We start from the raw sequence: 20,247 nt of genomic DNA, 5'->3' as shown, positions 1-20,247 counted from the left end.
TTTTTCACGGTGTTGATGAGCACTATCGAAGGCCCGGTGATAACCGTCTAATCAAAACTTGAAATCAGGCGATAGCTTCGGGTTATGGCACGCCGTGCTTTCAACGATCTTTCAATGTTGGACCTTTCTTTTCTGTCGGAGCGAGCTTGCTCGCGATGATCGTCAACGAAAACGCGTGTTTCCTGAATTAGCGCAGCGCTCGTGAGTCCATCGCGAGCAAGCTTGCTCCTACAGAAGTCTTGCTTCGTTTGACTAGCTATAACCCCAGGCTATCGGTGTATGTATTGTTTTGACTAGACGCGGGGGCTGCCTCTTCCCACACTCACTCCAGGCTTGCGGCTTTACCGCTCAAACAAGTCGCTCATAACAATTACAAAAACACAGAAACGAGGCCCTCCCATGCGAAATGCATTCGTCCGTCGCACTTCCCGTCTGTTTCTTGGCTGCACCCTGATCGCCGCCGGCGCCCTTCCCGCGCTCGCTCAAGCCGCCTGGCAACCGGACAAGAACGTCGAAATCGTCGTCGCCGGTGGCCCCGGTGGCGGTACCGACCAACTCGGTCGCCTGATCCAGTCGATCATCACCACGCATAAACTGCTCGACGTTAATACCATCGTCCTGAACAAGGGTGGAGGCAACGGCGCCGAGGCTTTCCTCGACATGAAAATGAACAAGGGCGATGCCGAGAAGCTGGTGATCGGCACCAACAACATCTACCTGTTGCCGCTGGTGTCCAAGCTCGGCTATCAATGGCAGGAGCTGACCCCGATTGCCGCCGTGGCCGAGGATGACTTCATTCTCTGGAGCTACAAAGGCGCACCGTGGAAGGATGCGAAAAGCTTCTACGAAGCGGTCAAGGCCGACCCGTCGAAACTGCGCATGGGTGGCAGCCAGTCCAAGGATGTCGACCAGACCCTGACCCTGCTGCTGAACCAGACCACCAACAGCAAACTGGTGTATATCCCGTTCAAAAGCGGCAGCGAGGCCGCGACCCAGCTGGCCGGCAAGCACATCGCCGCCAACGTCAACAACCCCAGCGAAAGCATCAGCCAATGGCGCGGCGATCAGGTCGAACCGCTCTGCGTGTTCAGTAAGGAGCGCATGGCCTACACCGAAAAAGTCGCCGGCGACAAATCCTGGGCCGACGTACCGACCTGCCACGAACAAGGCCTGGGCATCGATCAATACCGCTTCCCGCGCACCGTGTTCATGCCTGGCGACATTTCCGCCGAGCAACGCGCGTTCTATGTCGAGCTGATGCGCAAGGTCACCGAAACGCCGGAGTTCAAGGCCTACGTCAAGCAGAACGCGCTGGTGCCGACCTTCCTCGAGGGCGAGCCGCTGACCGCCTACATCGAAAAAGACACCGCCCGCGTCACCCCGGTCTTCAAGGAAGCCGGCTGGCTGAAAAACTGACGTTGTCACGGCCGCTCGCCTGCGGGCGGCCGTCATCTGCTGGAGGTGTCTTCATGTCCCATTCTTCGGATTCACCCGCGCTGGTCGGCACCCGTTGGGTCGAGCTCGGCCTGACCCTCTTCACGGCGCTGATCGGCGTGGTGGTGATGTTCGGCAGTGTCGAACAGGGTATCGGCTGGGGCGATGCCGGCCCCGAGCCGGGTTACTTCCCCTTCTACATCGGCCTGATGCTGAGCGCCGCAAGCGTGGCCAACTTTGTGCTGACCCTGGTGCGCTGGCAAGCGCTGAGCGTTGCCTTCGTCAGTCGCAGTGCGTTCAGGCAAGTGCTGTCGGTGTTCATCCCGATTGCACTGTTCGTCGCGGCCATGCCACTGACCGGCATCTATGTCGCCTCGGCGTGCTTCATCGCCTGGTTCATGTGGCGTGACAAGGACCGCGCCAAGCCTTACGGCAAACTGATGATTGCCTGTATATCCCTCGGCGCGGTACTCGCCAGTTACCTGATTTTCGCGCTGTGGTTCAAGGTCCCGCTGGATGCCGGCCCGTTGGGCGACTGGATTGCCCTGGCCGGGAGAAACTTCAAATGAGCGAATTCGATTCCCTGTTGCAAGGCATGAACCTGATCCTGACCCCAGGCCACATCGGCCTGATGGTGATCGGCGTGCTGCTGGGCATCCTGGTCGGCGTCTTGCCCGGCCTCGGCGCCCCCAATGGCGTGGCACTGTTGCTGCCGCTGACCTTCACCATGTCGCCGGTGTCGGCGATCATCCTGCTGTCGTGCATGTACTGGGGCGCGCTGTTTGGCGGCTCGATCACCTCGATCCTGTTCAACATCCCCGGTGAGCCCTCATCGGTGGCGACGACGTTCGACGGCTACCCGATGGCCCGCGAAGGTCGCGCCGCCGAAGCCCTGACCGCCGCGTTCAGTTCGGCATTGCTGGGTGCACTGGCCGGGGTGTTGCTGCTGACCTTCCTCTCGACGAAGATTGCCGCCTTCGCCATGTCGTTCAGTTCGCCGGAGTTCTTCGCGGTGTACCTGTTGGCGTTCTGCACCTTCATCGGCATGAGCAAGAACCCGCCGCTGAAAACCGTGGTGGCGATGATGATCGGTTTCGCCATGGCGGCGGTCGGCATGGACACCGTGTCCGGCAACCTGCGGTTGACGTTCGATCAGCCGACCCTGATGACCGGAATCAGTTTCGAAGTGGCGGTGATCGGCCTGTTCGGTATCGGCGAAATCCTCTGCACCGTGGAGGAAGGCCTGGTGTTCCGTGGCGAACACGCGCGCATCACGCCGATGGTGATTTTGCGCACCTGGGCCAAGTTGCCGCGCTACTGGTGGACCATTGTGCGCAGCACCCTGGTCGGTTGCTGGATGGGCATTACCCCGGGCGGGCCGACCGCCGCATCGTTCATGAGCTATAGCCTGGCGCGGCGTTTCTCGAAGAACCGCGACAACTTCGGCAAGGGTGAACTCGAAGGCGTGATCGCCCCGGAAACCGCCGACCACGCCGCCGGCACCAGCGCCTTGCTGCCGATGCTGACCCTGGGTATTCCCGGTTCCGCCACCGCAGCGGTGATGCTCGGCGGCTTGATGATCTGGGGCCTGCACCCTGGGCCAACCCTGTTCGTCGAGCAGCATGACTTTGTCTGGGGCCTGATCGCGAGCATGTACCTGGGCAACGTGGTGAGCCTGATCGTGGTGTTGGCCACCGTGCCGCTGTTCGCCTCGATCCTGCGCATTCCGTTCTCGATCATCGCGCCGATCATCATCATGGTCTGCGCCATCGGTGCCTACTCGGTACACAACTCGTTCTTCGACGTGGTGCTGATGCTCGGTTTCGGCGCGTTGGGTTATCTGTTCAAGAAACTCGGCTACCCGATTGCGCCACTGGTACTGGCGGCGGTATTGGGTGACAAGGCCGAAGATGCGTTCCGTCAGTCGATGCTGTTCTCTGACGGGCACCTGGGGATCTTCTGGTCCAACCCATTGGTCGGCAGCCTGACCACGGCGGCGCTGCTGATGCTGTTCTGGCCGCTGATTTCCAAGGCCCTGGCAGCCCTGATGGGCTTTCGTAAACCCCAGGTCGCCAAGCCAAAATCGGTGCTGTGACACAGCAATGCTGGCAACGCCTGACATTTGTTGTCAGGCTTGCCGCAGTCCTGATTGCGAGTGCGGCCCATGTCCCGAATTCCTGATGCCAATGTAATCCACAGTCGACTGCGGCTGCGCCAGCTGCGGCTGATGCTCGCGCTGGAGGAGTTCGGTTCTTTGCGCCGCGCCGCCGACCACATCGGCATGACCCAACCGGCAGCGACCAAGATGCTGCATGAGGCCGAGGACCTGCTCGGCGTCGAGCTGTTTGAACGGCTGCCTCGGGGCATGCGCTCGACCCCGTTCGGTGAAACCGTCATCTACTACGCACGCATGGTCTTCGCTGAGCTCAGCGGCATGCGCGAAGAACTGGTGGCGCTGCAATCGGGCAACCTGGGGCGGGTCGCCGTTGGCGCGATTCCGGCGCTGGCTTCCGGGCTGTTGACCCGCACCATCGCGACCTTGAAGCAAAGCCATCCACGCTTGTCCATGAGCATCCAGGTCGACACCAGCGACGTGCTGGTACAGGCGCTATTGCAGGATCAACTGGACATCGTTTTAGGAAGGATTCCGCCCGGAGCACGGGCCGAAGAACTGCTGTTCGACAGCCTGGGCGAAGAAGCCCTGTGCGTGATTGCCGGTGCGCAAAATCCGCTGGCGCAGGAGAAGCAACTGGGTTGGGCAGAATTGCAGAACATGACCTGGGTGCTGCAACAGCAGCCAAGCCCGATGCGCGCGATCATCAATCAGGTGTTCCACAATGCGCGGGTCGACATTCCCAGCAGCATCGTCGAAACCACCTCGATCATGACCCTGCTCTCGTTGATCCAGCAGACCGATATGCTCGGTGTCACACCGGTGTCGGTGGTCGAGGATTATCCCGGTCGAGACCTGCTGGCGGTGTTGCCGATCAAATTCGAAGCACGACTGCCACCCTACGGCTTGATCACCCGCCGCCATCGCATTCAATCCTCGGCGATGCAGGCGTTCATGAACTCGGTGCGGGCCGAGCATGCGCTGAGCAAATAAAAAGGCCCCTGTAGGAGCTGCCGGAGGCTGCGATCTTTTGATCTTGCTTTTAAAAGGTCAAAAGATCGCAGCCTCGTTGCACTCGGCAGCTCCTACAGGGAAATGCGTTTACGCGGTTTTACGGAACACGAACACCAGGCCAACGATAATCAGCACCATGCCGAGGATACTCAACAGCGCCAGACGATTGCCGAAAATCAGGTAATCCATCACGGCCGTCACGGCCGGCACCAGATAGAACAGGCTGGTGACATTCACCAGGTCGCCCCGGGCGATCAAGCGGTACAGCAACAGGGTCGCCAGCACCGACACCACCAGCCCCATCCACAACACCGGCACGATGAAACCGCTGCCGTGTTCGAAATGAAACGGCTGGAACGGCACAAATATCCCGCAGAGCAACAACCCGGCCAGGTACTGCACCGGGAGCGTGCCGAGGGGATTATCGGTGATGCGTTTTTGCATGATCGAACCGAAGGTCATACTTGCCAGCGCCAGCAGGCCGAAGAGCATCCCGGCCAGCGACATGCCGGCCAGGCCGATGCCCTGATAGACCACCATGATCAACCCGGCCAGGCCCATCGACAGGCCGAACATGCGGCTGGCCGAGCGCTGGCGCTCCATGAGCACCACCGTGAGAATCGGTTGCACGCCCATGATGGTCGCCATTACACCGGGCGTGACCTTTAGGTCGAGCGCCAGCAGATAAAAAATCTGATACGCCCCCAGCAACACCACACCAGTCGCCATCGCATACAACATCGGCCTGCCGCCCTTGGGCAACTTCAGCTTCAGCAGCGGCATCAGCAACACCAGGCCGCACAACGCGATGACGAAGCGAATCAACAGAAAGGCAAAGGGTGATGCGTGGGCCAGCCCCCACTTGGAGAAGATCGCCCCGCTGCTCCACAGCAGAACGAACAGGCTCGTGGAAGCCGCCGCGAGCGCGGACTTTTTCGAAAGGACAAACATGAATACCACCTGTAGTCAGGCAAGAAGCCAATTCAGCCGAAGCTGAAATCCAGTAGTTTTTTCAAGCGGGCGCGTTTCGGAGAGGGTCAGCAGAGCAATGCTGATCAGCCCGAAATGCCAACACCCGGCGGTGATACGACTGCGTACACCGGCGTGCTACGGACAGGTGGGGGGTAATGACTGATCTGCACAGGCTGCTGGTTCCCGCACGGCACGACGCCAGCGTTGACCGCTGAATCGACTACCGCGTTGATGAGGGTTGCAGGCATTGGGCTGATCTTTTTCGAAAAGTTGAAAAGCAGGTCATGCAGACCTGCTTGAGCTGACTATAACCAGAGGTGTGGCAGGCATCAACCCTCTTGCAAAAGACGGTTAAGGTATTGGCCATAACCATTTTTTGCCAATGGCGCCGCCAGTTTCTGCAGCTGATCGGCATCGATCCATTTCTGCCGGAAGGCAATCTCTTCAGGACAAGCGACTTTGAGGCCCTGGCGACGCTCGAGCGTGGCAATGAACTGGCTGGCATCGAGCAATGAGTCGTGGGTTCCGGTATCCAGCCAGGCGTAACCGCGGCCCATGATTTCTACCGACAGGTTGCCCTGTTCCAGGTAGAGACTGTTGATATCGGTAATCTCCAGCTCACCCCGCGCCGATGGCTTGATGCTCTTGGCCATCTCGACAACGTCGTTGTCATAGAAATACAGCCCGGTGACCGCAAAATTCGACTTGGGCTTGAGTGGCTTTTCTTCGAGGCTGATCGCCGTGCCCTGGCTGTCGAACTCGACCACGCCGTAACGCTCCGGGTCATTGACGTGATAGGCAAAGACACTCGCCCCCGCCTGACGCGCCATGGCACTTTGCAGAATATTGATGAAGTCGTGGCCGTGATAGATGTTGTCACCCAGGACCAGGGCGCTGGGGTCGTTGCCGATAAAGTCTTCGCCGATGATGAAGGCCTGTGCCAGGCCATCGGGCGAAGGCTGCACCGCATAGGCAATGTTCAGGCCCCAACGGGTGCCATCCCCCAGCAGCTGTTCGAAGCGTGGGGTGTCCTGTGGCGTGGAGATGATCAGGATATCGCGGATACCCGCCAGCATCAGGGTGCTCAGCGGGTAGTAGATCATCGGTTTGTCGTAGACCGGCAGCAGCTGCTTGGAAATGGACAATGTCGCCGGATGCAGTCGAGTACCAGAGCCGCCGGCAAGGATGATGCCTTTACGATTGAGCATATTCATTTCTCCAGTATTTCTGCGAGCATCCGTGTCACGCCGACTTTCCAGTCAGGCAAGCTCAGCGCAAAGGCCTTTTGCAGTTTTTGCGTATCGAGTCGGGAATTGCATGGGCGTCGTGCCGGCGTCGGGTACGCCTCGGTGCCGATCGCGTCGACCATTGCCGGGCCAACCTTGAGCTTCATCCCTGCCCGCTCGGCATGTTCGAGTACAAAACGAGCATAGCGACACCAGGTGGTTTCGCCAGCGGCTGCAAGATGGTAGATCCCGCTCAATTGCGGGTCGGCCAGCAGGCTACGGATGGCATGGGCGGTCACATCCGCGAGCAATTCGGCACCGGTTGGCGCGCCGAACTGATCGTCGATCACGGCCAGGCGTTCACGTTCCCGGGCCAGGCGCAGCATGGTCGTGGCAAAGTTGTTGCCCCGAGCGGAATACACCCAACTGGTACGCAGGATCAGATGCGCACAGCCGCTGGCGGCGATCGCCTGTTCGCCGGCCAGCTTACTGGCCCCATAGACACTCAAAGGCGCGACCGGATCCTGTTCCTGCCAGGGCGTATGGCCAAGCCCTGCGAACACATAATCGGTGGAGTAATGCACCAGCAAAGCCTTGAGCCGTAACGCCTCGCGAGCCAGCACCGCCGGTGCATCGGCATTGACCCGATGGGCCAGCTGCGATTCGCTTTCAGCCTTGTCGACCGCGGTGTAGGCCGCTGCGTTCACGATAACGTCAGGCGCGAAGCGCTGCACGGTGGCAGCCAGCCCTGGCAAATCCGTCAGATCGCCGCAGTACTCCTGACTTGCGGAGTCCAGCGCCAACACCTCGCCAAGGGGCGCGAGACTGCGTTGCAGCTCCCAACCCACCTGGCCGTTCCTGCCGAGCAATAGCAGTTTCATGCATTGCGCCCGGCATAGTTTTTCTCGACCCATTCGCGGTAGGCGCCGGACTGGATATTGCGTACCCAATCCTGGTTGTCCAGGTACCACTGCACGGTTTTGCGAATGCCGGTCTCGAAGGTTTCCGCCGGCTTCCAGCCCAGTTCACGCTCAAGCTTGCGGGCATCGATGGCATAACGTCGATCGTGCCCGGGCCGATCGGTCACGTAGCTGATCTGTGCATGGTAGGGCTGGCCGTCGGCACGCGGACGCAGCTCATCGAGCAACGCGCAGACGGTGTGCACGATCTCGAGATTGGTTTTTTCGTTCCAGCCACCGACGTTGTAGACCTCACCCACGTTGCCGGCCTCCAACACGCGGCGGATGGCGCTGCAGTGGTCCTTGACGTACAACCAGTCGCGAATCTGCTGGCCATCGCCATAGACCGGCAATGCCTGGCCGGACAGCGCGTTGACGATCATCAGCGGAATAAGCTTTTCCGGGAAGTGATACGGACCGTAGTTGTTCGAGCAGTTGGTGGTCAGTACCGGCAGGCCATAGGTGTGATGGTAGGCGCGCACCAGGTGGTCGCTGGCGGCTTTGCTGGCCGAGTAAGGGCTGTTGGGTTCATAGGGGTGGTTTTCGTTGAACGCCGCTTCGTCCTTGGCCAGTGAGCCGTAGACTTCGTCGGTGGACACGTGCAGGAAGCGAAAGGCCTGCAGCGCATCGGGCGCCAGCCCCTTGGCGTAGGCGCGCACGGCTTCGAGCAAGCGGAAAGTGCCGACGATGTTGGTGTCGATGAAGGCCTGCGGCCCGTGGATGGAGCGGTCGACATGGGACTCGGCGGCAAAATTGAGAATGGCACGGGGCTGGTGCTCTTCGAGCAAGCGCTCGACCAGGGCACTGTCACCGATATCGCCCTGCACGAATACATGCCGGGTATTGCCCGACAGGCTGCTGAGGTTATCCAGGTTGCCGGCATAGGTCAGCTTGTCCAGATTGACTACGGTTTCATCGGAGTGAGCCAGCCAATCCAATACGAAATTTGCCCCAATGAAGCCTGCACCGCCAGTTACCAGGATGGTCATTGATTCAGACCTTTTTCAGTAAGGTTGCGAGGATCGGCCCCCCAATGGCGTTACTGCCAAGGAAACTCTGCTGTCGCAAGGATTTTGGATAAGGGTTTGAACATTCAACCAGCGCTCGCCAGCTCTACGACTGGCTCTGTATAGACTCCCCCGACGCCCTGAACGGCATTAACAGGCGACATTCGTAATATAGCTTAGCTCCCAAAAATAAAAAAAAAGATCGCCTGGTGGCGATCTTTTTTCCCGGCCTTTGGCCATCGAGTGCTCAGCCTATCAGCCAATGGCCCAGTAACCCCAGCACGCCAATCGCCAAGATCGGCCGCATTGCCCGATACGCCTTGGGGTGACGGCGTTTCCACTGCTTGACCAGCCCGCTGAACCTGTCGCTGAACTGCTTGCTCCAGGCATAGGCCTGGTTGATCCCGCCCACCCGTTCATCCGCAAGGTTCTGCGGCGCGGTGGCGCGCCCCAGCAGGCGGCTGATCCAGCGGTTGATGCCGGTGATCAAGCGGTTACTGAGCGGCCGCTCGATGTCGCAAAACAGAATGACCCGGGTCTTGTCGGTTTCGTTCTTGACCCAGTGCACATAGGTTTCGTCGAACATCACGTCTTCACCATCACGCCAGGCGTAGGCCTGACCGTCGACAAAGATGCGACAAGCGTCGCTGTTGGGCGTCGACAGCCCCAGGTGGTAGCGCAAAGAGCCGGCAAATGGATCGCGGTGCGGATTGAGATGACTGCCCCCCGGCAGCAGGGCAAACATGGCCCCCTTGACGTTGGGAATCGCGCTGACCAGCGCTACGGTCTGCGGGCACAGCAACTCGGCCGAGGGCAAGGGTTGGTCGTACCACTTGAGGTAGAAGCGCTTCCAGCCCTTCTTGAAAAACGAACCGAAGCCGGCATCGTTGTTTTTTTCCGCGGCGCGGATGTACCCCTCATCGAACAGGTGCAGCGCTTCTTCGCGGATAACTTGCCAATTGTCCTTGAGCACATCCAGCTCGGGAAACCTGCTGCGGTCCAGGTAGGGTTTTGAAGGCACGCCGGAGAACAGATACATCAAGGCGTTATAGGGGGCAAACAGGGCCGAATGGTTGACGAACTGACGCAAGACCGGCAAGCGCGCCTTGCCACGCAAATGTACATAGAGGGTACTGCCCAGAAACAGCAGCAACAACGACGCTTTCGCGGCAACCGAAACGCTCATTTACAACTCCTTGATCGATAATCTACGCAACGCCATTCCTCGACGCGGCCGTTGGCATGATAAACATTACCAATCGCGGGAAAAACCCGTGTAACCCGACATACAGTGTTAAGGAATGCGCAACAAAGCATGTCTTAACACAAGGTGCCTGAACGCTTGCTGATCCGCGTCAGGACACCTGATGGAGAAGGGGACTCCCCTTCTCCATCATCCAGCCTTCCCTACCCGTTACTGCTGGTTCTCCTGCTCGGTAAACAGATCGCTGAACAGCATGCTCGACAAATAACGTTCACCGGAATCCGGAAGGATCACCACAATGGTCTTGCCCTGCATCTCCGGGGTCTCGGCCAGGCGTACCGCCACGGCCATCGCGGCGCCGCAGGAGATGCCGCACAGGATGCCTTCTTCCTGCATCAAGCGCAGCGCCATGGCCTTGGACTCCTCGTCGGTGACCAGCTCCACCCGGTCAACGATCGACAGGTCGAGGTTTTTCGGCACGAAACCGGCACCGATGCCCTGGATCTTGTGCGGGCTCGGCTTGATTTCTTCACCGGCCAATGCCTGGGAAATCACCGGTGATACCGCTGGCTCCACCGCCACCGAGACGATGGGTTTGCCCTGGGTATTCTTGATATACCGTGAAACGCCGGTAATGGTTCCGCCGGTTCCGACACCGGCCACCAGGACATCCACCGCGCCGTCGGTATCGTTCCAGATCTCGGGCCCGGTGGTTTTTTCGTGGATGGCGGGGTTGGCCGGGTTGTCGAATTGCGCCGGCATGAAAAAGCGGGCCGGATCACTGGCGACTATTTCCCCGGCCTTCTCGATCGCGCCTTTCATGCCCTTGGCCGGCTCGGTCAGCACCAGTTCCGCCCCCAGCGCCTTGAGTACCTTGCGGCGCTCGATGCTCATGGATGCCGGCATGGTCAGCATCAATTTGTAGCCACGGGCGGCGGCAACGAAGGCCAGGCCGATGCCGGTATTGCCGGACGTCGGCTCGACGATGGTCATGCCCGGCTTGAGCCTGCCTGTGCTTTCGGCGTCCCAGATCATGTTGGCGCCAATCCGGCACTTGACCGAGTAACCGGGGTTGCGCCCCTCTATCTTGGCCAGGATGGTAACGCCACGCGGCGCGATACGGTTGATCTGCACCAACGGCGTGTTGCCGATGGAATGGGCATTGTCAGCGTAGATACGGCTCATGGCTGGGTCCTTAACGACAGCATTGAAATAGGGCATCAAGGTAAGCCTCTTGCCCCTGGGCGTCCAGTCAGGTCGAACGTCCGGATGTAACCGCAGTCAATGGCTTTAGAACGTCAGAGAATTACCACCATGAAACGTCGATACCGCTGGCCGTTGTGGAGCTTCACCGGCCTCCTTGTGTTGCTGATTGCCCTGCATTTCGCCCTGCCCTACCTGGTGCGCGACTACCTGAATGACCGGTTGGCGAACATGGGCGATTACCGTGGCCAGATCACCGACGTGGACCTGGCCCTGTGGCGCGGTGCCTACAAGATCAACGGCCTGAAAATCGTCAAGGTCGAGGGCAAGGTGCCTGTGCCCTTCGTCAATGCGCCGCTGATCGATCTCTCGGTCAGTTGGCATTCGCTGTGGCACGACCACGCGGTGGTCGCCCAAGTGACGTTCCTCAGGCCCGAGGTCAACTTTGTCGACGGCGGGGCCAACAAACAGAACTCGCAAACCGGCGAAGGCACCGACTGGCGTGCCCAACTGGGGAAATTGCTGCCGATCACCCTGGATGAAGTGCGGATCGACGATGGCAAGATCAGCTTTCGCAACTTCAATTCCAAGCCACCGGTGAACATGAATGCCACCAAGGTCGACCTGAGCATCTACAACCTGACTAACGTGGTCGATGCCAAAGGCAAACGCGACGCCCGCTTCGAAGGCAAGGCGCTACTGCTGGGTCACGCGCCCCTGGAAACCACGGCCACCTTCGACCCCCTGAGCAACTTCGAAGATTTCGAATTTCGCATGCGGGCCCGGAACATTGAGCTCAAACGCATGAATGACTTCGCTTCGGCCTACGGCAAGTTCGATTTCAATGCCGGCCATGGCGACGTGGTCATCGAAGCCAAGGCGAATAAAGCCAAACTGACTGGCTATATCAAACCGCTGCTGCGGGATGTCGACGTGTTCAACTGGCAACAGGATGTGGAAAACAAGGACAAGGGGATCTTTCGTTCCATCTGGGAGGCTATCGTCGGCGGCTCGGAAACCGTGCTGAAAAACCAGGGCAAGAACCAGTTTGCCACCCGGGTAGAGCTCAGCGGCAACGTCCATCAAAAAGATATCAGCGCGTTCCAGGCGTTTTTGCAGATTTTACGCAATGGTTTCATCCAGGCATTCAATGCGCGCTATGAACGACCCAAGCCGGAGGCCGATTAGTTTTTACGCGTGACAGTGTAACGCCCGGTGTCTTCGGCTGCCCGTAGTGGATTGGCTTGCTGTTGCAGGAAATCCCATCCCAGGCAGGCCAGGGCCAGTGATCGCGGTACCGCCTCTCGGCCACTGCTGTACCGACTGATGCTGCGGGCGCTGACGCCCAACGCCTCGGCGGCCTGATTCAGCGGCAATCCGGTTCGAGCGCGCCAGTCGATGAAAATCCGGGTATTTTCGTCCGACGCGTTTTGCGCCAGCGCATCCAGGTACAGGGTGTCGGCACCGATCTGGATGTCCTGCTCAGGCCACTCCACGCACCAGCCATCGTCACCCAGCATGGCCCCCTCGAAAGCGCTGCCACGCAAAGGCTGCAGGCCGGCAAAAACCTGCAGGTCGCGACTCAGGTCCAGGGTCAGTTGTTGACCATCGATGAACGTCAACGCCAGCCGATAATCCGGCAGTACTTCCACTGCTGATAGTCGTGGTCGCTTCATGGGTAACATCGTTTCCAATCCTCCAGCAATTGCGCCTGATGGGCTCTGATCCACCCGAGCGCTCCTTGATAATCAGCGGCGGCGCCTTGCCTGCCATCACTTCGACGGTTTCCAGGCTCAGCATGACATCCAGCCCTCCACCGGACAGATGAACGTGAGGCGGCGGATGGCCCTTCTCTCGCAGCTGAATGCGATACGTATCTCGAAATCGGTATTTAGTAGACATGCCCGGCAAGCTATCGCCAAAATGGCGATATCTCAATACTGGCCAGCCGCCGAGACTGAGTCAAGATGTGACGCTCCATTCAGAGACTGAATAAGCCGTCTGCGTTCACAGTCGACCGGACACCGCGTTATAGTCGGGGCTGACCATTTTATTGCACCTTTTATTGCACCTTTCATTGCACCCCTGCGCCCTGCCTCGCTCAGGCCGGCGTTACCGTTCGAGGATTAGCAGATGAAGTTCGAAGGCACCCAGGCCTACGTCGCCACCGATGACCTGAAGCTGGCGGTCAACGCCGCCATCACCCTGGAGCGGCCACTGCTGGTCAAGGGCGAACCTGGCACCGGCAAGACCATGCTCGCCGAACAACTGGCCGACTCCTTTGGCGCCAAGCTGATCACCTGGCACATCAAGTCCACCACCAAGGCTCACCAGGGCCTCTATGAGTACGACGCGGTCAGCCGCCTGCGCGATTCGCAGCTCGGCACGGAAAAGGTCCACGACGTTCGCAACTACCTGAAAAAGGGCAAGCTCTGGGAAGCCTTCGAATCCGAAGAGCGGGTCATCCTGCTGATCGACGAAATCGACAAGGCCGACATCGAGTTCCCCAACGACCTGCTGCAAGAACTCGACAAGATGGAGTTCTACGTCTACGAGATCGACGAGACCATCAAGGCCAAGAAGCGCCCGATCATCATCATTACCTCCAACAACGAGAAAGAGCTGCCGGACGCCTTCCTGCGCCGCTGCTTCTTCCACTACATCGCGTTCCCGGATCGCACGACCATGCAGCGGATCGTCGACGTGCATTACCCGGACATCAAGAAAGACCTGGTCAGCGAAGCGCTGGATGTGTTCTTCGACGTGCGCAAGGTGCCGGGCCTGAAGAAAAAACCATCGACGTCCGAACTGGTTGACTGGCTGAAGCTGCTGATGGCCGACAACATCGGCGAAGCGGTGCTGCGCGAGCGCGATCCGACCAAGGCCATCCCGCCGCTGGCCGGCGCTTTGGTGAAGAACGAACAGGACGTGCAATTGCTGGAGCGTCTGGCGTTCATGAGCCGTCGCGGCAGTCGATAAGAGGCTGATGCCATGCTGCTCAACCTGTTCAATGAAATGCGCGCAGCCAAGGTGCCGGTCTCGGTGCGCGAGCTGCTGGACCTGATCAACGCGCTGAAACAGCGCGTGACCTTCGCCGACATGGACGAGTTCTATTACCTGTCCCGGGCGATCCTGGTGAAGGACGAAAAGCATTTCGACAAGTTCGACCGGGCCTTCGGGGCCTACTTCAATGGCCTGGAAAAGCTCGACGATCACCTCCAGGCCCTGATTCCGGAAGACTGGTTGCGCAAGGAGTTCGAGCGCTCGCTGACCGATGAAGAACGGGCAGCGATCCAGTCCCTTGGCGGCCTCGACAAGTTGATCGAAGAATTCAAGAAACGCCTGGAAGAACAGAAGGAACGCCATGCCGGCGGCAACAAGTGGATCGGCACCGGTGGTACCAGCCCGTTCGGTTCCGGCGGTTTCAACCCGGAAGGCATTCGGGTCGGCGATGCCGGCAAGCGCCAGGGCAAGGCCGTGAAAGTCTGGGACCAGCGCGAGTACAAGAACCTCGACGATTCAGTCGAGCTGGGCACGCGCAACATCAAGGTCGCCCTGCGCCGCTTGCGCAAATTTGCCCGTCAGGGCGCGGCGGAAGAGCTGGACATCGATGGCACCATCGATCACACCGCCAAGGATGCCGGCTTGCTGAACATCCAGATGCGACCGGAGCGGCGCAACACGGTGAAGCTGTTGCTGCTGTTCGACATCGGCGGCTCGATGGACGCCCACGTGAAGATCTGCGAAGAGTTGTTCTCGGCCTGCAAGACCGAGTTCAAGCATCTGGAATACTTCTACTTCCACAACTTCATCTATGAGTCGGTGTGGAAGAACAACATGCGTCGCACCTCCGAGCGCACCTCGACCATGGACCTGCTGCACAAGTACGGCGCCGACTACAAAGTGATCTTCATCGGTGACGCCGCCATGGCGCCCTACGAAATCACCCAGCCGGGTGGCAGCGTCGAGCACTGGAATGAAGAAGCCGGTTATGTGTGGATGCAGCGGTTCAAGGAGAAGTACAAGAAGCTCATCTGGATCAATCCGTATCCGAAGGACACCTGGGGTTATACCTCGTCGACCAATATTGTGCGGGATTTGATTGAGGACCAGATGTATCCGTTGACCCTGCGGGGGTTGGAGGAAGGGATGCGGTTTCTGTCCAAATGATCGGGTGACGGTCTAAAAGATCGCAGCCTGCGGCAGCTCCTAAAGAGATCGGTGTAGGAGCTGCCGCAGGCTGCGATCTTTTGATCTTCAAACAGTAAAACGGTGCAAATACTCGACCTGCTCGCGATGGGCGACTTCCTGCACCACCGGCCGCAACCGAACTTGCGCCCCCGGCAGACACTGCGCCAATCGCGCCAACGCCAACGGCGTCAACGCCCCCAGCCGCGGATAACCGCCAATGGTCTGCCGATCATTGAGCAGCACAATCGGCTGCCCGTCCGGCGGCACCTGCACCGCGCCCAGCGGAATACCTTCGGAAATCATCGGTTTGCCCAGGTACTGCAACGCTGTGCCCAACAAACGAATGCCCATGCGATCGGCACGGCTGTCGAGGCTCCAAGTGCTGTTGAACGCATCGAACAGGCTCTGCCCGCTGAATTCACCGATCTGCGCACCGAGCACCAGGTCCAACGGCGCCTTGAGGTTCAGGTCCGGCCGCTGGTCTGCGGTCAACTCTCGCAGCAACATCACTGAGTTACCCGAATAGCTCAGGCACGCGCCTTCACCCAGCGCACGCCCCATGCCATCCAGGCCGCCGAGCTCCTCGCGAACCACCGTCGCGCTGCTGCCCAACACCTTCGGCGCATCGAAGCCACCCGGTGCGGCCAGATAGGCCCGGGCACCGAGCAATGGCTGGGTGAATTGCAGACGCTGGCCCTTTTGCAGCCTGAAGCTGCGCCACGGTGCCAAGGGTTCACCGTCCACCTTCGCGCCAAGATCGGCCCCGGCCAGCGCCAGCACGCATTCGTCCTCGGCCACTACGGTGAACCCGCCGAGGGTGATTTCGATCACCGGCGCATCCAGCCCGTTACCCAGCAACCAATTGGCCCAGGACATTGAACGCCAATCAGCCGCGCCACCCTGGGTCACGCCCAGGTGCCGCACGCCAAAACGACCAGCATCCTGCAACAGGCACAGCGGCGTACTCGCTTCAATCGTCAGACGGCTCATGCCTGGGCCTCCAGTGGCGTGTCGTCACCGCCCAAATTGATGAACTCGGCACGGCCGACCGCTTCAAAGCGCACGGTGTCGCCCGGTTGCATCAGGCTGTAGCCGTCTCGGTTGCGGTCAAACAATTTGGCCGGCGTGCGACCGATCAGGTTCCAGCCGCCCGGCGATACCACCGGATAGGCGGCCGTCTGCCGTTCGGCGATGCCGACACTGCCCGCAGCGACTTTCTTGCGCGGTGTACTCAGGCGTGGTGCGGCGAGTACTTCTTCCACCAGGCCCATGAAGGCGAACCCCGGGGCGAAGCCCAGGGCGAACACCTGGTATTCACGCTCGCTGTGACGACGGATCACTTCTTCCACCGCCAGCCCACTGCGTTGCGACAACAGGCTCAATTCCGGACCGACACTCAAGTCGTACCACACCGGCAGCACATGGCATTTGCCGCGAGTACGCGCGTTGGGCGACAAGTCGATCAAGGCCTCGGCGATCAATTCCCGGGCCTGCACCGGATTCAGCGCAGTCAGGTCGTAATGCACCATCAAGGTTGTGTAGGACGGCACCAGATCGATCAGCCGGTCACCGAACGCAGTCCGCAGGCTTTCGCTGGCGGCGAGCATCCACGGCATGTTGGCTTCGGCGATCTCATCGAACAGACGCACCATCAGGCAATCGAGCGCGACCACTTCTACCCGCATTTTCATGACGCGCCCTGCTGGTTCAAGGCTTCACGGATGCGCCGCACGGCGGCCACTGAACTGGCATTGTCGCCGTGCACGCACAGGGTGTTGGCCTGCAGGTGCAAGGCGCTGCCGTCACTGGCGGTGAGGTGATCGCCACGGGCAATGATCAACGCCTGCTCGATGATTTTCTCCGGTTCGTGATGCACCGCCCCCGGCAGTTGCCGCGACACCAGCATGCCGGCGCTGTCGTAGGCGCGGTCGGCGAAGGCTTCGAACCACAGGGTCACGCCGTATTCCTCGCCCAACTGCTGCGCGGCGCTGTTGTCGCGGGTGGCCATCAGCATCAACGGCAGGCTGCGGTCATAGGACGCCACTGCTTGCAGGACGGCGCGCAGCTGAGCCGGGTTGGCCATCATGTCGTTGTACATGGCGCCGTGGGGCTTGACGTAGCTGACCCGACCGCCCTGAGCCCGGCAGATGCCGTCGAGGGCGCCGATCTGGTAATGCAGGATGTCCTGCAGTTCCTGGGTGGCATAGGCCATGGAGCGGCGGCCGAAACCGACCAGATCCTGATAGGCCGGGTGGGCCCCGATCTGCACGCCGTGGCTGAGGGCCAGGCTGACGGTCTTGCGCATGATGCTCGGGTCGCCGGCATGGAAACCGCAGGCGATGTTGGCGCAATCGATGAAGGGCATGACTTCGGCGTCCAGACCCATGGTCCAGTTGCCAAAGCTTTCGCCAATGTCGCAGTTCAATAGCAGGCGGCTCACGCTGAACACTCCTGTAGGCTTTATTCTTGTTAGCTGTGGGACATATCCGTATGACACGCCCGCAGATTACCAGTTACTGGGCGTCGAGTTGCTTGCCACGGGTTTCCGGCAAGCTCAGGGCCGCGAGGATCACCACGCCGTAGGACACCGCCGCAAAGGCACCGATGCCGACGCTCAGCGGCACCGTCTGGCTGAGCAGGCCGATCAGCAGCGGGAACAACGCCGCCAGCGCGCGGCCGATGTTGTAGCAAAACCCCTGGCCCGAACCACGAATGCGCGTCGGGAACAACTCGGTCAGGAAGGCGCCCATGCCACTGAAGATACCCGAGGCAAAGAAGCCCAGCGGAAAGCCCAGCCACAGCATCACACCATTGCTCACCGGCATTTGCGTGTACAGCAGCACAATGGTGAACGAGCCGACGGCGAACAGGATGAAGTTCTTCTTGCGGCCGAGGATGTCGGTCAGATAGGCGCTGATGACATAACCGACGTAGGAACCGACGATCACCATCGCCAGATAACCGCCGGTGCCGAGTACGCTCAAGCCGCGTTCGTTCTTCAGGAAGGTCGGCAGCCAGGAGGTGATGGCGTAGTAGCCGCCCAGGGCACCGGTGGTCAGCAACGAAGCGCGAATCGTGGTGAAGAGCATGCCGGGCGCGAAGATCTCGTAGAACTTCGCCGGGTTGCTCGGTTCCTGTTTGGCTTTGGCTTCGCGGTAGATTTCCGGGTCCTTGACCAGGCGGCGGACGAAGATCACGAAAATCGCCGGCACGATGCCGAGGATGAACAGCGCGCGCCAGGCGTCTTCCGGCGGCATGATCGAGAACAGCAGCGCGTACAGGATCGCGGTCAGGCCCCAACCCAGCGCCCAGCCCGATTGCACCATGCCAACGGCCTTGCCGCGGTCCTGGGCACGAATGACTTCGCCGATCAGCACCGCACCGGCGGTCCACTCGCCGCCGAAACCAAAGCCCATCAGGGTCCGTGCAATCAGCAGTTGTTCATAGTTTTGGGCGAAACCGCAGAGGAAGGTGAAGAAGGCAAACCACAGTACCGTCAGTTGCAAGGTGCGCACGCGACCGATGCGGTCGGAGAGAATCCCCGCCACCCAGCCACCGATGGCCGAGGCGATCAGCGTGCTGGTGTGAATCAGCCCGGCCTGGCCGGTGGTGATGCCCCACATGGCAATCAGGGTCGGCACCACGAAGCTGAGCATCTGGGTGTCCATGCCATCAAGGCCATAGCCGATCTTGCAGCTCCAGAAGGTGCGGCGTTCCTGCTGGTTGATGTTGCGATACCAGTCGAAAGGTCCCGGGCGAGCCGTGGCTTTCGGAATGGCGGTGGTGTCGGGCGCACTCATGGCAAATCTCCGCGCTGATTTTATTGGTATTGTTCTGAGCCCCGACGACGCCTATCGTGGGAACCGGATGTGTCGATTTTTGGACGCGCCAGCGCTCTGCGTCCAACTAATAAAAACCTGCCCTAGCCATAAGAAAAACTTGATCACATGAACCTGAAGTTTCTCGAGACCTTCGTCTGGGTCGCCCGGCTCAAGAGTTTCCGCCTCACCGCCGACAAGCTCTTCACCACCCAGGCGTCGATTTCCAGCCGCATCGCCGTGCTCGAAGGCGAGCTTGGGGTGAAGCTGTTCCTGCGCGATTCACGAGGGGTGAGCCTGACGCCGGAAGGCTTGAAAGTGCTCGAATACGCCGAGCAGATGATGGACACCATGCAAGCGCTCAAACAGTCGATCGAGACCCGCTCCTGCAAGGCCGGTCGCGTGCGCATCGGCGTGATGGACACGGTGATCCACACCTGGCTGAGCCCGTTGGTGGCGCAGATGACCGATCATTACCCGCTGGTGGAGATCGAACTGGTGGCCGATACCTCGCTCAACCTCTGCGATCAACTGCAAAAAGGCTTTCTCGATGTGATCCTGCAAACTGACCTGCTGCGCCAGGAAAGCGTGCGCAGCCTGGAACTGGCCAGCCACCCCATGGGCTGGATCGTCGCCAGCAATTCACTCTACAACCGCGACTACTCAGGCATCGCCGACCTGGCCAATGAGCGGATCATTACCTACTCGAAAAACTCCCATCCCCATCAGGAAGTGCTCGCGCTGATGCAGGCCAACGGCGTCATCGCGCCTCGGCTGAACTGCGTGAACTCGGTCTCGGCGATCACCCGCCTGCTGCGCGACGGTTTTGGCATCGGCGCATTGCCACCGGTGCTGGTGGCCGAGGAACTGGCGCGGGGTGAATTGACCTTGCTGGACATCGACCAGCGACCACCGGACCTGCAAGTGGTGGTGTCGTGGCGGGTGGGCGTGGAATGGGTCGAGGAGATCGTGGCGTTGTGTCAGCAGGTGCTGGAGGGCTATGCGCGTCGGGTGGGGGAGAATTACATCGTTTTGCAACGTTGACCTGTAGGAGCTGGCTTGCCAGCGAAGGCGCAATGCCTGACACACCGCATCGCTTGATTCGC

19 protein-coding genes and 1 pseudogene are annotated in these 20,247 nt (G+C 60.0%); 8 read left to right on the top strand and 12 right to left on the bottom strand.

Annotation, left to right across the window (positions count from 1 at the left end; genetic code table 11):
* The first annotated feature begins 399 nt into the window (after window positions 1-399).
* From DKB71_RS07980 to DKB71_RS07965, 4 genes are all read left to right on the top strand, one after another.
* Window positions 400-1,416 (top strand): tripartite tricarboxylate transporter substrate binding protein, encoded by a 1,017-nt coding sequence (locus DKB71_RS07980; protein ID WP_274073562.1) that lies wholly within the window; start codon window positions 400-402, stop codon window positions 1,414-1,416.
* A 53-nt stretch (window positions 1,417-1,469) separates the two neighbouring features.
* Window positions 1,470-2,003 carry a tripartite tricarboxylate transporter TctB family protein gene (locus tag DKB71_RS07975; protein ID WP_323606768.1) on the top strand — a complete coding sequence of 178 codons (534 nt, stop codon included), beginning with the start codon at window positions 1,470-1,472 and terminating at the stop codon, window positions 2,001-2,003.
* Window positions 2,000-3,529: a tripartite tricarboxylate transporter permease gene (locus DKB71_RS07970; RefSeq protein WP_274073560.1), complete on the top strand. Its 1,530-nt coding sequence runs from the start codon at window positions 2,000-2,002 to the stop codon at window positions 3,527-3,529. The genes DKB71_RS07975 and DKB71_RS07970 overlap by 4 nt, the downstream gene beginning before the upstream one ends.
* 69 nt (window positions 3,530-3,598) lie before the next feature.
* Window positions 3,599-4,540, top strand: a complete 942-nt coding sequence (locus tag DKB71_RS07965; RefSeq protein ID WP_274073559.1) for a LysR family transcriptional regulator — start codon at window positions 3,599-3,601, stop codon at window positions 4,538-4,540.
* 108 nt (window positions 4,541-4,648) lie between these two features.
* On the opposite strand, the gene DKB71_RS07960 is transcribed toward DKB71_RS07965, so the two are convergent.
* The 6 genes from DKB71_RS07960 to cysK form a co-directional block, all read right to left on the bottom strand.
* Window positions 4,649-5,512, bottom strand: a complete 864-nt coding sequence (locus DKB71_RS07960; protein WP_274073558.1) for a DMT family transporter — start codon at window positions 5,510-5,512, stop codon at window positions 4,649-4,651.
* Window positions 5,513-5,862: 350 nt separating this feature from the next.
* Complete coding sequence (rfbA, locus tag DKB71_RS07955) at window positions 5,863-6,741, bottom strand: glucose-1-phosphate thymidylyltransferase RfbA (protein WP_408600030.1); 879 nt, start codon at window positions 6,739-6,741, stop codon at window positions 5,863-5,865.
* Window positions 6,742-6,743: 2 nt separating this feature from the next.
* The gene (gene rfbD / locus DKB71_RS07950; RefSeq protein ID WP_408600029.1) at window positions 6,744-7,640 is read right to left on the bottom strand and encodes a dTDP-4-dehydrorhamnose reductase; all 897 of its coding nucleotides are present in this window, start codon (window positions 7,638-7,640) and stop codon (window positions 6,744-6,746) included.
* Window positions 7,637-8,707 (bottom strand): dTDP-glucose 4,6-dehydratase, encoded by a 1,071-nt coding sequence (rfbB, locus tag DKB71_RS07945; protein WP_408600028.1) that lies wholly within the window; start codon window positions 8,705-8,707, stop codon window positions 7,637-7,639. The genes rfbD and rfbB overlap by 4 nt, the downstream gene beginning before the upstream one ends.
* A gap of 265 nt (window positions 8,708-8,972) precedes the next feature.
* On the bottom strand, window positions 8,973-9,911 hold the full coding sequence (locus DKB71_RS07940; RefSeq protein ID WP_274073554.1) for an aspartyl/asparaginyl beta-hydroxylase domain-containing protein: 939 nt from the start codon (window positions 9,909-9,911) through the stop codon (window positions 8,973-8,975).
* A gap of 228 nt (window positions 9,912-10,139) precedes the next feature.
* Window positions 10,140-11,114 (bottom strand): cysteine synthase A, encoded by a 975-nt coding sequence (cysK, locus tag DKB71_RS07935; protein ID WP_274073553.1) that lies wholly within the window; start codon window positions 11,112-11,114, stop codon window positions 10,140-10,142.
* 129 nt (window positions 11,115-11,243) lie between these two features.
* Here cysK and DKB71_RS07930 point away from each other — a divergent pair, with 129 nt between their 5' ends.
* Window positions 11,244-12,320: a DUF748 domain-containing protein gene (locus DKB71_RS07930; RefSeq protein ID WP_408600027.1), complete on the top strand. Its 1,077-nt coding sequence runs from the start codon at window positions 11,244-11,246 to the stop codon at window positions 12,318-12,320.
* On the opposite strand, the gene DKB71_RS07925 is transcribed toward DKB71_RS07930, so the two are convergent.
* Together DKB71_RS07925 and DKB71_RS07920 are read right to left on the bottom strand one after the other, a co-directional pair.
* Complete coding sequence (locus tag DKB71_RS07925) at window positions 12,317-12,817, bottom strand: DUF2442 domain-containing protein (protein ID WP_408600026.1); 501 nt, start codon at window positions 12,815-12,817, stop codon at window positions 12,317-12,319. The two genes, DKB71_RS07930 and DKB71_RS07925, sit on opposite strands and share 4 nt — an antisense overlap.
* Window positions 12,805-13,034 (bottom strand): annotated as a pseudogene (locus DKB71_RS07920) (DUF4160 domain-containing protein). The gene DKB71_RS07925 and the pseudogene DKB71_RS07920 overlap by 13 nt, the downstream one beginning before the upstream one ends.
* 231 nt (window positions 13,035-13,265) lie before the next feature.
* Here DKB71_RS07920 and DKB71_RS07915 point away from each other — a divergent pair.
* Together DKB71_RS07915 and DKB71_RS07910 are read left to right on the top strand one after the other, a co-directional pair.
* Window positions 13,266-14,111 carry a MoxR family ATPase gene (locus DKB71_RS07915; RefSeq protein WP_008055443.1) on the top strand — a complete coding sequence of 282 codons (846 nt, stop codon included), beginning with the start codon at window positions 13,266-13,268 and terminating at the stop codon, window positions 14,109-14,111.
* A 12-nt stretch (window positions 14,112-14,123) separates the two neighbouring features.
* Window positions 14,124-15,302, top strand: coding sequence for a VWA domain-containing protein (locus DKB71_RS07910; protein WP_046816791.1), 1,179 nt, complete (start codon window positions 14,124-14,126; stop codon window positions 15,300-15,302).
* An 87-nt stretch (window positions 15,303-15,389) separates the two neighbouring features.
* Here DKB71_RS07910 and DKB71_RS07905 read toward each other — a convergent pair whose 3' ends face one another.
* The 4 genes from DKB71_RS07905 to DKB71_RS07890 all read right to left on the bottom strand — a co-directional run bounded on the left by DKB71_RS07905 (window position 15,390) and on the right by DKB71_RS07890 (window position 19,123).
* Window positions 15,390-16,313 (bottom strand): biotin-dependent carboxyltransferase family protein, encoded by a 924-nt coding sequence (locus DKB71_RS07905; protein WP_408600024.1) that lies wholly within the window; start codon window positions 16,311-16,313, stop codon window positions 15,390-15,392.
* Window positions 16,310-17,014 (bottom strand): 5-oxoprolinase subunit PxpB, encoded by a 705-nt coding sequence (pxpB, locus tag DKB71_RS07900; RefSeq protein WP_408600023.1) that lies wholly within the window; start codon window positions 17,012-17,014, stop codon window positions 16,310-16,312. Before pxpB ends, DKB71_RS07905 begins: the two co-directional genes overlap by 4 nt.
* Window positions 17,011-17,763, bottom strand: a complete 753-nt coding sequence (locus DKB71_RS07895; protein WP_323606761.1) for a 5-oxoprolinase subunit PxpA — start codon at window positions 17,761-17,763, stop codon at window positions 17,011-17,013. Before DKB71_RS07895 ends, pxpB begins: the two co-directional genes overlap by 4 nt.
* 73 nt (window positions 17,764-17,836) lie before the next feature.
* A complete protein-coding gene (locus tag DKB71_RS07890) occupies window positions 17,837-19,123 on the bottom strand; it encodes an MFS transporter (protein ID WP_408600022.1) in 1,287 nt (428 codons plus the stop codon).
* A gap of 147 nt (window positions 19,124-19,270) precedes the next feature.
* Between DKB71_RS07890 and DKB71_RS07885 the strand changes: the two genes are divergently transcribed.
* A complete protein-coding gene (locus DKB71_RS07885; protein ID WP_274073546.1) occupies window positions 19,271-20,185 on the top strand; it encodes a LysR family transcriptional regulator in 915 nt (304 codons plus the stop codon).
* Window positions 20,186-20,247 lie beyond the last annotated feature (62 nt).

This window comes from Pseudomonas sp. PLMAX, assembly GCF_046042685.1.
Taxonomy (GTDB): Bacteria; Pseudomonadota; Gammaproteobacteria; order Pseudomonadales; family Pseudomonadaceae; genus Aquipseudomonas; species Aquipseudomonas putida_AE.
This window is presented reverse-complemented; position numbering and strand designations above follow the sequence as displayed.